Source organism: Clostridium sp. BL-8 (assembly GCF_002006495.1).
Lineage (GTDB): Bacteria > Bacillota > Clostridia > Clostridiales > Clostridiaceae > Clostridium.
Map to the genome: position 1 here is coordinate 1 of NZ_LZZL01000107.1, position 15,615 is coordinate 15,615.

General features: G+C 28.7%; 11 protein-coding genes, 1 other RNA gene and 2 riboswitches. Of the genes, 5 read left to right on the forward strand and 7 right to left on the reverse strand.

Going from position 1 to position 15,615, the window contains the following annotated elements; genetic code table 11:
• Positions 1-214: 214 nt before the first annotated feature.
• Both ssrS and CLOBL_RS23915 read left to right on the forward strand, forming a co-directional pair.
• Positions 215-408, forward strand: a non-coding RNA gene (ssrS, locus tag CLOBL_RS23910) — 6S RNA.
• A gap of 275 nt (positions 409-683) precedes the next feature.
• The gene (locus CLOBL_RS23915) at positions 684-1,901 is read left to right on the forward strand and encodes a macrolide family glycosyltransferase (protein WP_077861310.1); all 1,218 of its coding nucleotides are present in this window, start codon (positions 684-686) and stop codon (positions 1,899-1,901) included.
• Positions 1,902-1,974: 73 nt separating this feature from the next.
• Here the strand turns inward: CLOBL_RS23915 and CLOBL_RS23920 are convergent, their stop codons facing one another.
• Positions 1,975-4,329 (reverse strand): PEP/pyruvate-binding domain-containing protein, encoded by a 2,355-nt coding sequence (locus tag CLOBL_RS23920; RefSeq protein WP_077861311.1) that lies wholly within the window; start codon positions 4,327-4,329, stop codon positions 1,975-1,977.
• A 28-nt stretch (positions 4,330-4,357) separates the two neighbouring features.
• Positions 4,358-4,978, reverse strand: a complete 621-nt coding sequence (locus CLOBL_RS23925) for a TetR/AcrR family transcriptional regulator (RefSeq protein ID WP_077861312.1) — start codon at positions 4,976-4,978, stop codon at positions 4,358-4,360.
• Between the two features lie 257 nt (positions 4,979-5,235).
• Here CLOBL_RS23925 and bioB point away from each other — a divergent pair, with 257 nt between their 5' ends.
• Positions 5,236-6,192 (forward strand): biotin synthase BioB, encoded by a 957-nt coding sequence (gene bioB, locus CLOBL_RS23930; RefSeq protein WP_077861313.1) that lies wholly within the window; start codon positions 5,236-5,238, stop codon positions 6,190-6,192.
• A gap of 38 nt (positions 6,193-6,230) precedes the next feature.
• Entirely contained in the window at positions 6,231-6,782 is a 552-nt protein-coding gene (locus tag CLOBL_RS23935; RefSeq protein ID WP_077861314.1) for a biotin transporter BioY, read from the forward strand.
• Between the two features lie 102 nt (positions 6,783-6,884).
• Here CLOBL_RS23935 and CLOBL_RS23940 read toward each other — a convergent pair whose 3' ends face one another.
• From CLOBL_RS23940 to CLOBL_RS23965, 5 genes are all read right to left on the reverse strand, one after another.
• Complete coding sequence (locus CLOBL_RS23940; protein WP_077861315.1) at positions 6,885-7,199, reverse strand: hypothetical protein; 315 nt, start codon at positions 7,197-7,199, stop codon at positions 6,885-6,887.
• 1,212 nt (positions 7,200-8,411) lie between these two features.
• Positions 8,412-8,795 (reverse strand): response regulator, encoded by a 384-nt coding sequence (locus CLOBL_RS23950; protein ID WP_009171300.1) that lies wholly within the window; start codon positions 8,793-8,795, stop codon positions 8,412-8,414.
• Positions 8,796-8,924: 129 nt separating this feature from the next.
• Positions 8,925-9,008, reverse strand: a riboswitch (cyclic di-GMP riboswitch).
• A gap of 1,313 nt (positions 9,009-10,321) precedes the next feature.
• Positions 10,322-11,728, reverse strand: coding sequence for an FAD-dependent protein (locus CLOBL_RS23955; RefSeq protein ID WP_077861318.1), 1,407 nt, complete (start codon positions 11,726-11,728; stop codon positions 10,322-10,324).
• Between the two features lie 19 nt (positions 11,729-11,747).
• A riboswitch (purine riboswitch) is annotated at positions 11,748-11,852 on the reverse strand.
• A 401-nt stretch (positions 11,853-12,253) separates the two neighbouring features.
• On the reverse strand, positions 12,254-12,853 hold the full coding sequence (locus tag CLOBL_RS23960) for an ECF transporter S component (protein ID WP_009171304.1): 600 nt from the start codon (positions 12,851-12,853) through the stop codon (positions 12,254-12,256).
• Positions 12,854-13,055: 202 nt separating this feature from the next.
• On the reverse strand, positions 13,056-13,637 hold the full coding sequence (locus CLOBL_RS23965) for an NUDIX domain-containing protein (protein ID WP_077861316.1): 582 nt from the start codon (positions 13,635-13,637) through the stop codon (positions 13,056-13,058).
• Positions 13,638-13,884: 247 nt separating this feature from the next.
• Between CLOBL_RS23965 and CLOBL_RS23970 the strand changes: the two genes are divergently transcribed.
• The gene (locus CLOBL_RS23970; protein ID WP_077861317.1) at positions 13,885-15,435 is read left to right on the forward strand and encodes a nitrite/sulfite reductase; all 1,551 of its coding nucleotides are present in this window, start codon (positions 13,885-13,887) and stop codon (positions 15,433-15,435) included.
• Positions 15,436-15,615 lie beyond the last annotated feature (180 nt).

Sequence of the window (15,615 nt, forward strand, 5' to 3'; positions counted from 1 at the left end):
GTCTATTAGTAAAATTTGCTGACGCAGTATGACACAAAATAGGCAAGCATACTGGCCTGTTATTTTTTTGATTGTGCCTTAAACCTCAATAGTTATCTACATGCTGATTCCTTTGGTTTAAATTTCTATAAAATTATTGCTTGCATGAAAATTTTAAATATGTTATTATAATCTCACATCAAGAAAACAGCTACTTTGTAGATGATTTTGGTTATTATTTCTGGGATATTCGTTAAGCTCTTATTTTGAACCTACATTTACATTTTGGGAGTTCAATATTTAGATGAAGAAATGTACTTTCTTGTGAGTCCTTTTATATGGCATTGAAGGCGATTGAATCATCTGTGAGGGCACCCACCTATCGAGAGATAGGCGTCAAAATTAGAGTACCGGTATTTTGGATATAATGTTTAGAAAGATTTAGTCAATACTTTTAAGGTATTGGCTTTATTTTTTTGTTTAAATTATTTGTTTTAATACAAGATACTTATAATTACATTAATTTTAAAATTATATTTTCTTATTAGTGAAATCCAACTTCTCTAAAATATACAACACATATTATAAACTTTTTGTATCAAAATATTAAAAGATAATAGATTTATTCATATGGCAATTAAATATGTTTAAGGCAAATGAACTTGTTATTTATTTGATTGTACCCAAGTGAAGGAGTGATAGAAGTGTCAACAGCATTGTTTATAAATATGTTAGGTCATGGACATATTAACCCAACTATAGGTATAGTAAAAGAATTAATCAATAGCGGAGAACATGTTACATATATAGCTGGTGAAGAGTTTAGAGATAAGATTGAGAAAACAGGTGCTAAATTTATTGGTCATAGAAATTCATTTAACGTATCAAATTTTATTAATTGTGGATTAGATTTAGAAAGCAATGAAGGCTTATTAAACGCTTTAAACACATTTAAAGAAATAGTTGAAGTTGTTTTTAATTCAAATGAAAAATATGATTATGTAATTTACGATTCGTCATTCATTTTAGGTGAGGAAATAGGAAAAGCACTAAATATTCCTACAATTACTTCAACCACCACATTTGCAATAAATAAAGAACTAATAGAAAATGTATTCAACTCACCACTTTCTGATGAACTTAAACGTAGATTTCAAGGTTTCAAACCCAAAATGAAGGAAATTTTAAATAGCTCAACTTATAAAAACTTTATAAGTGAACTAAAGGAAAAATATAATATTAACTTCCCTGATTTCTCCAATAGATTCACCAAAAGAGGTATGATTAACCTCGTATACACTTCTAGGTATTTTCAGCCTTATGGAGATAACTTTGATGAGAGCTATAAATTTATTGGTCCATCTATAATTAGTAGGAACGAGGACATTAATATCGACTTAAAAAATGACAATCAAAAGATTGTTTATATCTCCTTAGGAACAATATTCAATAATTCTATAGATTTTTACGAAAATTGCTTTAAAGCTTTTAGTAATATGGATGTCAAAGTTGTTATGTCTGTGGGTAAAACTACTGATATTACTAGCTTAAGCTATATTCCATCAAACTTTATTGTCCGTAATTATGTACCACAACTTGAAATATTAAAACATTCTGATGTATTTATTACTCATGGGGGTATGAATAGTACAAATGAAGGTTTATATTACGATATCCCACTTATCCTTATTCCTCAATCTGTGGATCAGCCCTTTGTAGCTAATAGAGTTGCTGAACTTGGTGCTGGAATTGTTCTTGATAAAAATGAAATCACCCCTGAAATACTAAACGATTCAGTAACTAAAGTTCTTTCTAATAGTGATTTTAAAATAAACAGCAAAAAAATTGGTGAGTCTTTAAGAGATGCTGGTGGATATAAAAATGGTGTTCATGAAATCCTTAATTTAAAAACTACTGTTTAATTATATAACAAATTGCAATATGTTACCCTCTGTATAAGTAGCTTTCTTATACAGAGGGTAATATCATTAATCTCTATTTTAAAATTTGTACAATTCCATGTCCACCATCAACTACAACTCTATCTCCTGTTTTGAGTCTTGCAGTTGCATTTCCACATCCCACAACAGCTGGAATTCCAAGCTCTCTGGCTACTATTGCAGCATGAGATAATGGTGCTCCAATATCAGTAATTATAGCCGAAGCCTTTGGGAAAAGAGGGGTCCATCCAACATTTGTTGTTGATGCAACTAAAATTTCGCCTTTTTTAAGTTTTTCACCCTCTTCAGGATTTATCAAAAGATGTACAGTTCCCTCTACCCTCCCTGCTGCTCCAGCAAAGCCTTTAAGAATTTCTGAGTCAGATATAGTAATAGGAACGGTTGCATCATAATAATCTACTCTTCTATTAGGATCTTCTGCCCATTTAAAAGCATCAAATCTTCCACGTATGATTGATGGTAGAGCCGGAAGTTTCTTATATTTATTATAATTTTCTTTTCTGATTTCAATATGGCTTAGTGCTGAATTATTATTCCGAAGCAGATCCAAAACTTCATTAATATAAAGAAAAAATACATCATCCAAAATATCAGTAAGTTCACCAGCTTTAAGAGCAAAAGCGCGGTTAACTCTAAAGACTCTAGTCCATTCTGAACGTACAGATTCTCTAAGCCTAGCCGCTTGTGCAACTTTTACTATTTTCTCCTTAATATTCCTTGCCTCTTTAGGAAAACCTTTTTCCAATCTCTTAATGGATTCTTCATATTGATTTTGTTGTTTTTTAAGCATTCCTGCTACATCAGTGTTTGATTTTTTAAATTCCTCAATTTGTTTCTCAATCCAAGATTCATCTTCTCCTGGATGAGGTATAGATAATTCAAATTCATGCGGTCCACGATGTCCATATTTCATCTTATATTCTTCATAACTCATTTCTCCGTTTATTATCTTTGATATACCCACAATTGGACCTAAACTTTCGAGATCAGAATCTCCTCTAAAGTTAGACATTAATGTATTTGTATCTTCAGTTCCTACTAAATTTGTAAGTTCATCTTTAAGCTTATTAGCGAGAACCATTTTACGCCCACCTGCAAGCGCAACCCATAATGCTTTAAAATTAAAAGGTAGAACTTCATTTTCCCATAGATCTATTAATTCTTCTTTTGTCTTAACTTCCTCAAGCCTTCTAGTAATCTGCATACACCACTCAGGAGATTTTTTTAGATGCTCTGAAGTTTCTCTAGAAGCTTTAACGATATTCTCCAAACGATGTTTTAACCTTGGTGCCATTCCCTTTATTAAATCTATTTTTGAAAAAGGGTAAATTGGGATATTTGCTTCTTTAGGCATTTGGCCAAATACTTCACTCATTATTTTTAGTAATGGCTCTATATCCTTACCTATTGCTGGATATAAAGATAATGCATAGCTTATATTTGTATATGCCCTTCCGTAAATATTACCAGAAAATAAATAATATCCAGGAATAGTCATCTGTTCTTCATCTAATGCCCTTATTATAGACCAGCTTAACGGTGTAAAAACATCTGACATGGCTTCACCTACATTGGTATTTGTCCATAAGAAGTCTCCATTTAGAGTATCATTCCATTCATAGGTATCTGGATTGCCTGTTATTAAGGTTGTAATAGGCCTTGCTTGAAGTATATATAATTTTTCTTTTTCTACCGCCCATTCAATATCTTGATGCATACCATATTCTTTTTGAAGCTTTGATGCATACTTGTATAATTCTGAAGCATATTTCTTAAATTCATCTGGTCCATCATAATCTTTTTTAGGTCTTTTTATTTTAAAGTGATATGCATTGGCTTCTCCCGAAACAAGCTGTTCTCCTAATCCAAAAACAAAATTACCATTCATATACTCATGACTCCCTGTAATAGGATCAGCAGTAAACAACACCCCTGAAATCTCTGACTGAACCATGAGTTGGATTACTACTGCAATCTGGTGAGATTGTTCCATCCCTTGAACAGAACTATATGCCTTAACTCTTTCTGATTCTCTTGATTTGAAAACTTCATATATAGCTTCTTGAACATCTTCATCAGTTTTTACATTTAAAACTGTTTCAAATTCCCCTGCAAAAGAAGCCTGAGCTGAATCCTCACTTAATGCAGATGACCTTACAGCAAATAATGCTCCTTCATTATCTTTCCTAATTTTCTCTAAATTAGATTTGATTTCATTCCAAGCAGTGTCATCAAGCTTATTTTCTTTAAAAGCTGATGGTAAAACTACAAATCCAGCTGGCACAGGATATCCACTTTGAAACATTTTAGAAAGCATACTTCCTTTTCCGCCTGCTAGTAATTGAAGTTCTGGAGTTAGTTCTTTAAAGCTTTTAACCATATCTATCATATTGGTTCCTCCCTTTTCATCCTTAGTTTCACTTATAAAAACAGTTTTTAAGCATTTCTATATAAATATCTGCTTCATCAAAAGCTTTGTTATATTCAATTTGCTTTAAATCTGAAACCTTCGCTTCTCTCAGTACTTTATTGTTAAATCCTTGAAAAGTCCACATGATAATATTTATAGCCTTATTTATATCTATATCATCTTTAAACTTAGAAATATCAATTTCTTCAAATATTCTTCTTGATGCATTTTCCAATTCTTCTTTATTAATATTATCTAAATCATTTTTTATTTCACTATTTTCCATATTTGCAGCCTCAATGAATTTAAACATTTCAGGGTATTTATTTAATAACTCCATTTTAATACACTGAGTCTGACGTAATCTTGCAAAAAAATCTCTTTCCTTCAAGTCAATTTTTTTATAAAATTCGTTCATATTAATATCTATGCAGTAATCATATAAAAATAAAAATAATTGTTTCTTGTTATTGAAATAGTGAAATAACAATCCCTTTGATATTTCAGCTTCTTTAACAATTTCATTTGTAGATGCATTTTCATAACCTTTTGCAGCAAATTCTTTCATGGCTGCATTTAAAATACGACTTTGTTTTTCTGGATTTAAATTTAAAAACTTTGAAAGCATACTTCTACCTTCTCTCAAAACAAAATAATAAAAATTTGTTAATCATATGATTTAAGAGGATTATAGCATCATTGACCATTATGGTCAACACATTTTGATTTATATTTTTCAATATTTAACTTACTTTTTATTCTTTGCTCTGCACATAATTCCACAACAATTGTTAACCATGTCAAAAAACATAGTTGACAATATATCGATCAAATACTATACTTAATTTAAATTCATTTGGGAAATTAGTTAGGGAGTGAATAAATATGATAGAACTAACCAAAGAAATTATAAACGGCAGACGCCTAAACAGAAATGATGACTTAGACTTCTTGCTAACTACTGACTTAGAAGAACTATGCATGGGAGCAGATAAAATTCGTAAAAAATTATGTGGTGATAAAGTTGATCTTTGTACCATAATTAATGGGCGCAGCGGTGGATGCAGTGAAAACTGTAAATTTTGTGCTCAATCTGCTCACCATAATACTGAAATTAAAGAGTATGGCTTCTTAGATCAAGACGTAATTATAGAAGATTGCAAACGAAATGAAGCGAATGGTGTTCATCGTTACTCTATCGTAACAGCAGGAAGAGCTTTAAATGGTGCAGATTTTGATAAAGCTGTACAAGCTTATAAAAGAATGAGCGAAGAATGCTCAATAAACTTATGTGCTTCACATGGCTTTCTATCAGAAGATGAATTTATTCGTTTAAAAGAAGCCGGAGTCACAATGTATCATTCAAACATTGAAACTTCAAAAAGAAATTTTCAGAATATCTGTACTACACATTCATATGAGGATAAGATAAGAGAAATTAAACTAGCTCAAAAAGCTGGATTTAAAGTTTGCTCTGGTGGAATAATAGGAATGGGTGAAACTTGGGAAGACAGAATTGACATGGCAGTGAGCTTATACGAACTTAATGTTGTATCTATACCAATTAACGTATTAATGCCTATAAAAGGCACTCCTTTAGAAACTGTAAAAAGAATTTCTATAGAAGATATTTTACGTACAATAGCAATTTTTCGTTACTTAAATCCGACATCATATATTCGTATGGCTGCTGGAAGAAGCTATTTCAAAGATGGCGGCAAAAGAATTTTCTGTTCCGGTGCTAATGCAACAATTACTGGAGATATGTTAACTACAGTAGGGAATAATACATACCAAGATAAAATTATGCTAACAGACCTTGGCTTTAACATTGAAAAATAAAATAACATTTAATACAAAATTATAAGGAGACTGAAATTATGGAAAATATTAATAAAATGAGCACTCGTCAATTGACTTTAATTGCTGTAATGACAGCCGTCACTTGCGTCTTAGGACCACTTTCACTACCAATTGGACTAGTACCAATTTCATTGACTAATTTGGTAATTTATATTGCAATATATTCATTAGGGCAAAAAAAAGGAACTATTAGCTACATAGTTTATCTTTTAATAGGTGTTATAGGGCTTCCAGTATTTTCAGGATTTTCTGGCGGATTTGCTAAGCTAGCTGGACCAACAGGTGGTTATTTGATCGGATTTATTTTTATGGCATTTATAAGCGGCTTATTTATTGATAGATTTTCAGATAAAATCTATATGTGCTTTATAGGAATGACATTAGGTACCATAGTTACATACTTATTTGGTACTGCCTGGCTAGCATATGTTGCAAAGATTCCTTTTAATACAGCTTTCTCTGCTGGTGTTATCCCTTTTATTCCTGGAGATATAATAAAAATATTAATCTCTTCCTTGATAGGGCCTAAAATTAGAAAAAGACTAATAAACGCTGGCTTATATGATTAATATTAAATAACTTCTATTACTAAAATAAAGATAGACTCTCACAAAATACTCAGTCTATCTTTATTTCATTAACATATAAAATTAAACACACTTCTTTTCTTGTTAGCTTTTAAATGCTTTCTTATAATTTTCTAATACTATTTTAATATAATATTCTATGGCATTTCCTAATTCACTAAAATCTTTGTATTTATCCAAATAATAACACCTATACATTCTATTTATAGTATAATTTATAACGCAGCTATTAAAGCCACTATCATCAATATACTCCTGAAAATGGATACTTTGTCGACTTAAATTTATACGAATTTCTATTTCAAAATCTGGTGCTACAACTATCTTATTATTTGAATATAACAATTTATTTTCATCACATAAAACTTGAATGTGTTGAATTATTATTTCTTCATCCATAATTCTACCTCCAAATATTACTTAAGCATATTTTATGTACATTCATTAATTATTATACTTTTTTATATTTCAGCGAATTTTTTTACTTAGTAAAATACAATTTTACCATATTGTTGTAACATAACTGTAACAATAACATGGTAAACTTACATAATTAGTAAGAGGTATTTACTATACATATTATTATATTCCAGCATAAAATTGTAAATACATGTCATAATTTGCATTATAGTTTATTTTGAAAAATCGTTTCATGTAGTTTATAATAACTATATGTATAAATTAGTAAAAAGAGGTGTTATTATGATTAAGTTAAAATTGTTTCAGTTAAAATTTAGAATATTTTTAAGAAAATCTATTCTAAATAAAATGTTAAATTTTCTTTTACCTAATAATAAATTTGTTATTATTATTTCTCAAAACTTAGACAAGCACATTGTTATATATCATAAGATAATGCATGAAGTTTATCATTCAAAACTTCCAAAAGCTAATTTTAACTAACTTTTAGAATAACTACTTTACTTTAACTAGCATTGGCTTTATTTACGTCTCTATTTATATAGCAGTCTGAAAGCATTTTTAACACTACGATAAAAAGTAGTAGCCATCTTTTACATTCTTATTTTTAATATGGTCCTATCTAATTCTTTTATATTTAATAATCTCTTTTTTAAATACGGAGATATACCTACATATCTTTCTTTAGGGTGCTTATCATGTATCAACACATTCTATTTTCTTATATATAAGATTCTTTAATTCTGCATATTTCTATATTTTTTACTCTTGTATTAACCAATATAGAAATTTTATATCTTATAAATGAATGTTATAGAAAATACAGCGTTTAAGAACTATTTATATATTAAACTCACTCTATTTTTTTCTTATTTGTATGTTATCATCATACAATGTTTTATTATATTGTAGAGCATATTAATTCATATATTTCAACATAAAATTTAAACAAAAAAATAAGAGCAACAAAGATTCCTCTCTACTACTCTTATTTTGTAAATATAGATGTTTTCTAATAGACTTGGGAATATCTATTAGTATTATTATGTTTGTTTATATAATAACACATTATTACTAAATATTCAATATATACTAATAATAATTATTATTTTAAAAGATAAAAAGAATCCAGCAAAGCTTACACTCTTTTATAACTAAGTTCTTCAATATGTTTATATTCATAATTATATATTATTCTGAAAGTATTTTATTTACTAGTTTAGTTAGCTCATCAATAATCATGTCTTTTTTTATAAAATAAGTAGCACCTAATGCTTCGCAAACACGTAATTCATTAGAAAAATTATTCTCCCCACCATCTGAAAGGACAATTACTTTTATGTCTTTATTTTCTTCTCTTAGTTCTACTACAAGTTCCAATCCAGTTTTTTTTGGCATATATATATCCGTAATCACCAAATCAATGTTACCTAATTTTTTATATATCTCAGTGCCTTCTTCGCCATCGCAGGTTTCATATACATTATAATTTGCCTTTTCTAAAATAAGCCTTATAAACTTTCTAACACTTGAATTATCCTCAACTACTAATATATTTTTTTGCTTTTCATTCATATTTTTCAACCTCTCTTTTTTATTTTATAATATAAATTCCATACTAAATCTAATAATTAATTTTTTAATATAAAACCATTTTCATAATATGAACAAAAAAAAACAACTTAAACTAATCAAAAAATATTAGCTTAAATTGGTCGGTTGCACTATTAACTCCAAATTCTCAAAGTGCCCATATAGAGAGAATTTTTCACCGTTTCCACATTTTTTATATTTTTGTATAATTTTATGTCTTTGTATGTATATATTATTACATTAATGCAAAAAAATCAATAAATTTAAAATTATTGATTATGAAAAATAAAAACGAACTAAACATTTTTATCCGAATCTACCTTATATGGCTATTTGTGCAACTTAATTGAATCAGTAAAATTTGAAATTTCTTCAGTACTATCATTTGTACTAGCTGTTAGTTAAAGACTTGTATGCAATTCTTGTATATCCAGTTTGCATACACAATAGACATGTATAATCACCGTAGTGTACCGCAAAAATAATATATGTGTCTCCTACAGCATTTCCGGAATTATTTACTATTGATGCTTTAGGCAATATTCAACTGTTCAATTTGTTTACTCAATTGCTTATTACGTCTTACATTGTAGGATAACCATTTTAGGTTAATTGTTATAAAAAATAAGACTAAGAAATTTTTATAGTTCCTTAGTCTATTATCAATAATAATATTTATATTTAACTGTATACAAACAAACCCGCTATATACCCTAATAATCCCGAACATAATATTGCCAATATTTTAAATATTGGAATTTGATTTTTTATTTCCATAAACTTAATCCTCTGTCTTTCAAAATCTTGTATTTTAATAATTTAATTATAGCATGTACAATTGTTATTATCTACCGAGTGGCTCGTTCTATCTTTTATTTATATTTATTTATAATTTATATTGAGTTAATATATTTGACATAATCCTGTCACAAACCAGTAATATAATAAAACTATAATGACAGTTAAAGCATTATTATTTCCCCTAAAATAATAATAATAATAATATATATAACACAGTATTCAGGATAACTATTAAATGGTTATCCTTTTTATTTTGTATTTAATTTACTAATAGTTTATATTGAGTTAATATAATTGACATAATACTGTCACAATAATCTTATATACTTAAAGCATAAAGTAATTAAAGCATTATTATTTACCCTTATCAAAAAAAGAATGACTTATTCCCCTAAATAAGTCATTCTTTTTTTATTTATTCTTTTACAACTAAAATGTTTTCATTATTATTAAAGTTAATTCCTCTAATTGTGTTATTGTATATTTTTCTTTTACGAACTTAAAAAATAAATTCATATCGGATATATAAGAATTAATAGTTTTATTACTATAATTTCTTAATTTCAATTCATAAATAAATTCGTTTAAAATATCTTTAAATAACAAAAAACACCTTCTCCATTTCAAAAAATAGAGTCAGTGTTTTTATAATGTATGTTATCACAAAACATTAATATATAAATTTCAAAAATAGTTTAAACCCAGTATTATTCAATATTTGAAAGCTTTTCTCCCATGATTACACCCATGGCTGAGGCCATCATCAAGCCTCGTGTCCAACCACTTGAATCTCCTAGACAATGCAGGCCTTTTATATTTGTCTCAAAATTTTTGTCTAAATTAATTCTATTGCTATAAAATTTAATCTCTGGACCATATAATAACGTTTCTCTGCTCGCAAAACCTGGAACTACTATATCCATAGCTTCAATAAACTTTAGAATATTTGTCATAGTTCTATATGGTATTGCAGATGTTAAATCCCCTGCTTCTGCATCTGGCAAAGTATGTCTAACATTTGATTCATATAATTCTTTTTCCCAAGTTCTTTTACCATCTAATATATCGCCATATCGTTGAACTAATATTTTTCCATTTCCAAGCATATTAACAAGTTCTGCAACCTTTTGACCATATTCGATAGGTTCATTAAATGGTGCTGAAAAATTATGTGAACTCAATATTGCAAGATTGGTATTGTCAGACTTTTTATCCTTATAAGAATGACCATTAACTATAGCTAAGTTATTATCGTAATTTTCTTGGCTGACAAAGCCTCCCGGATTTTGACAGAAAGTTCTAACCTTATCTTTAAATGGTGCTGGATGTCCTATAAGCTTAGATTCATAAAGTACATTATTTACGCTTTCCATAACTTCATTTCTAAGTTCTACTCTAACTCCAATATCAACTGGTCCTGCGCTATGCTTTATATCATGTTCAACGCACATTTCCTTTAACCAGTCAGCACCCTTTCTTCCTGTTGCAACCACAACTTTATTAGAAAAGACTTCCTCATCCTTACTTCTAGTTAAGGAATCTGATATTAAAACTCCATATATTTCATTGTTCTCTATTAAAAGATTTTTAACTGTAGTATCAAATTTAATTTCCACTCCAGCATCCAATAAGTGATTTTGAATTTTTAAATATATTTCTTGAGCTTTTTCAGTCCCTAAATGTCTTATTGGACAATCTACTAGTTTTAAACCACCTTGAATGGCTTTTCTTCTTATTTCTTTAATTGCTTCATTATTCCCTACACCTTCAACTTTAGTATCCGCACCGAAGCTTAAGTATATTGAATCTGTATAATCTATGTATTCTTGTACTAAGTCAACACCTGCAAGTTCTGGTAAATCTCCACCAACTTCATGACTTAATGATAACTTTCCATCTGAAAATGCTCCTGCTCCAGAAAATCCTGTGGTGATATGACAATAAGGCTTGCAAGATACACACTTTTTAGTTTTATCCTTTGGACAATGCCTCTTATCAATGCTTTTTCCAGATTCAATCAAAAGAATCTTAGCTTGCGGCTTCTGCTTCTTTAATTCATACGCTGTAAATATTCCAGCTGGTCCAGCACCTACTATTATTAAATCATAATTCATACTCATCTCTCCTTGATATAATTTTTTAGTAGACACTTATAGCCCTATAGCAATTTACGGTAGCTTGGTAGAAACATTCAACCCTTATCGTTGAATTTATACAAGTGAATATTATTCGTTTTTTTTATTTAATAGTTCATATTACTACGTAATTTTAGCTTATATATTGAAAAAAATCAAGAAAAAGCTAGGTTTTTTTTCTAACATTCGTATAAACACGAACATTGCTTTTATAAAATTGTATATCAAAGAGTAAATTTCTATTTAATAAATTAAATCAAAATATATAGATTTAGTTTATGAAATTATATATACTTTATACCATTAGCTTTCTAATTACCGCTTTACCAAGTTGCATAAAATGATAGAATCTAATTCTATTAACTATCTATAAATATATTATCAGGGCCTAACCTATCTTTTCACAAACAAAGAAAACCATCAAAATCAATAATTATTTTGATGGATTTTTTTGCTTCTGCAATTTATATTTTAAATTCTTTAACAACTATTTATTAGTTCTAATTAATTTTTTCCCACAGGTAATAATAAACCTGATCTTTTTAAAATTGGTCTTAAACCATTATAGATGATGCTTGCTAATATTACAGATAATACTGCATTAACAGAAGTAGTAACAACGCTTAATTTTGCCAAAACATCTGCTACTTTCTGTGGTTGTCCAATAACATATTGCTGATAAAAGTATCCTAATGTAGGATCCGAAAAAATATTAAAACCCAATCCACAAATTGCAGCAATAGTACTCCACTTCAATATATATTTCTTATCATTGCTTTTATCTATTTTAGCATACCTATGTGCAACTAGTCCTGTTATTAAACCAATGCACAATTTTAATATAAACGTTTTTGGTGCACCTATTGCATATACAGGATCAAGTAGATCCGAGATAGTCATTCCTATAGCCCCAGCTAACCCACCATACCATCCGCCAAGAAGTAACGCTGCCAACACGCAAAAAGCATTTCCAACGTGAAATGATGTTGCACTTCCGCCTGGTACTGGGATTTTAATTTGAAGAAAAGTAAATGATACGAAGCATAATGCTGCAAGCAGTCCAGTCTGCATCAACTTTACTGTTCTTGAATTTTTATTTTCCATATAGTACCCCCTCTTTCATTATTTGTTTTTATATGAAAGTATTGTGACAATTATAACATCAGAGAGTTAATATAGCAATTGTATGGATACACTTAATTCTTATAGCAGAATACTTGATCAAAATTACTTTTAATCAAAATATAAACTGCACATGATATCAATTAAAGATATTCACAATGTGCAGTTTTCACATTTATTTAATTTATATAGACATAAATAATTGCTCATTATATTCCTTTATATGCGGACATATATTTTCATTTTGGATTTTAGTGTTCTTTTCATGAATGATGGATTGTGAATTCAATAATTCTATTTCGCCATTAATCCATTTTCTATATTCATTAAGCGATACTTTTACTACATCTTCAACTTCCTCTCCCAAAATAAAAATGTTACTATTATTTACTTCCAAAAGATACATTTCACATATTTCATCATCTTTGAAACAATCCTTTTGGAAAGTTTCAAACTTTCTTCCTATATATTTTAAGTCACCTTTATTTATTTTTAATCCAACTTCTTCTTTTAATTCACGTAACATTGCATTTTCTGCTTCTTCTCCAGCATCAATGTGCCCTGCACAAGCAATATCATACATACCTGGGAAATCTGATTTACTATAAGATCTTTGCTGAAAATAGATAAATACATCATTAACTTCTTTTTCTATTATCCAACAATGGACAACTTTATGTTTTAATCCTCTTTTATGAATCTCATCTCTTGACATAGAACCAATTTCTTTTAAATTTTCATCATATATGGTTAACAGTTCCTTCATATATATTTCCTCCATAAGTTTTATATTAATTATATCATAGCTTTATTTTTCTGTTTTGAATACTCTACATATTTAAAATGTTATCCATTAAAAATTGATTTAGAAATTCATTGCAAATATAATATTTCAATTATTAGGTTATAATAAACAACAAAATCTAATTAAAAACTTTTATATCTTACTATTCCTATAAAACTTATGATATAATATGTTACAAATAAAAATATCACTAATAGGAGGAATACTGTTGAGTAATTTAAAGCAACAATTATTAGACGAAATTGAAGAATTCAGAGAATTAGGCAATAAATTTTTACAAGGCGAAGTTTCAGCTAACGACTTCAAAAAGGTTTCTGGTGGAATGGGTGTATATTCTGAACGTAGCAAAAAAGAGTTCATGATAAGACTTAGAATACCTTCAGGAATAACAAACATCTCTCAAATGAGTTGGTTATGTGATACAGCAGAAAAACATGAACTTGATAAAATCCATTTAACTACAAGGGAAGCTGTTCAATATCATAATTTATCAATAGATAAAGTTTGCAGCATAATGAAAGCTGGAATAGAAAATGACATATATTCTAGGGGAGGCGGCGGGAATTTTCCAAGAAACGTTGCTTTATCTCCACTTTCTGGAGTTGATAGATTAGAAGCTTTTGATGTTACTCAATATGCTTTAGCTGTAAACAAACACTTTTTAAGTAAAATAACTTCATATAAATTACCAAGAAAGCTCAAGGTATCTTTTTCAAGTAGCACTGAAGATCTTGGACATTGTAATATCGCTGATTTAGGGTTCCTAGCAATTGTTAATGATAATAAGGAATACTTTAAAGTTTATCTTGGCGGTGGCCTTGGAAGAGATCCTAAAATTGGTGTTGAATACGATGAGCTTATAGAACCAAGTAAAATCTTATATCACGTTGAAGCTATAACTAATTTGTTCATAGCTGAAGGTGATTATGAGAACAGAAATAAAGCTCGTATAAGATATATTGTTGAAAGAATGGGTAAAGATATATTTATCCAAACTTATAAAAAGCATTTAGAAGAAGTGATAAGTAAGGACAATTTAGATTTAAACATTATACCAAAAAAATACATTAAAAACGGAAAAGAGATAGATTTTAAACACCAAAGACTATATGAACAAAATCAACCTGGTTTATATAGCGTTTATTTCCATCCAATTGGAGGACAAATTTATATCAAAGAGTTAAGAAAAATCTTAGATGAATTAAAATCCATTGAGGACTTAGAAATAAGACTCACTATGACAGAAGGAATTTATTTTAGAAATTTAGATGGCAGTGAAGCCGAAAAACTATTAAAAATAACACAAGGTCTTGGTGGTGAGACTGCTCTTGAACAAAGTGTTTCCTGCATTGGAGTTCCAATATGCCAAGTTGGAATTTTAGAAAGCCAAAAAACCTTAAATGAAGTAATAAATCATTTTAAAGACAAAGGCTTTAAAAAAGATGTACTCCCAAGACTTCATTTTTCAGGATGTCCAAATTCTTGTGGTGTTCATGAAGTTGGAGCAATTGGATTCACAGGAAAACGTAAAAAAGTGAATGATACTATTGAAGATGCTTTTGAACTTCATATAAATGGGTCTTTTGAAGATAATAATGCAAGGCTTGGGATTGTTTATGGTGATATCCTTGCACGCGAAATTCCAGAATTTTTATATGAGCTTGCTTTAATTTTAGATGAAAAAAACACTAACTTTAATAATTATTTACAAGCCAATAAACTCGAATTTATGGATCTAGTAAATAAATACACGAAATAAATATACAAAACCATTTTTAATATAGTAAAGAGGGAAAGTACTTTCTAATACTTTCCCATTTCATTGTAATAAAATAATTAAAAACATAGCTAAAAGTTACCTATATTTTTATCTTCATTACTATAAGGCACAATCAAATAAATAACAAGTCCATTTGCCAGCCTATTTTCCATCATAGCA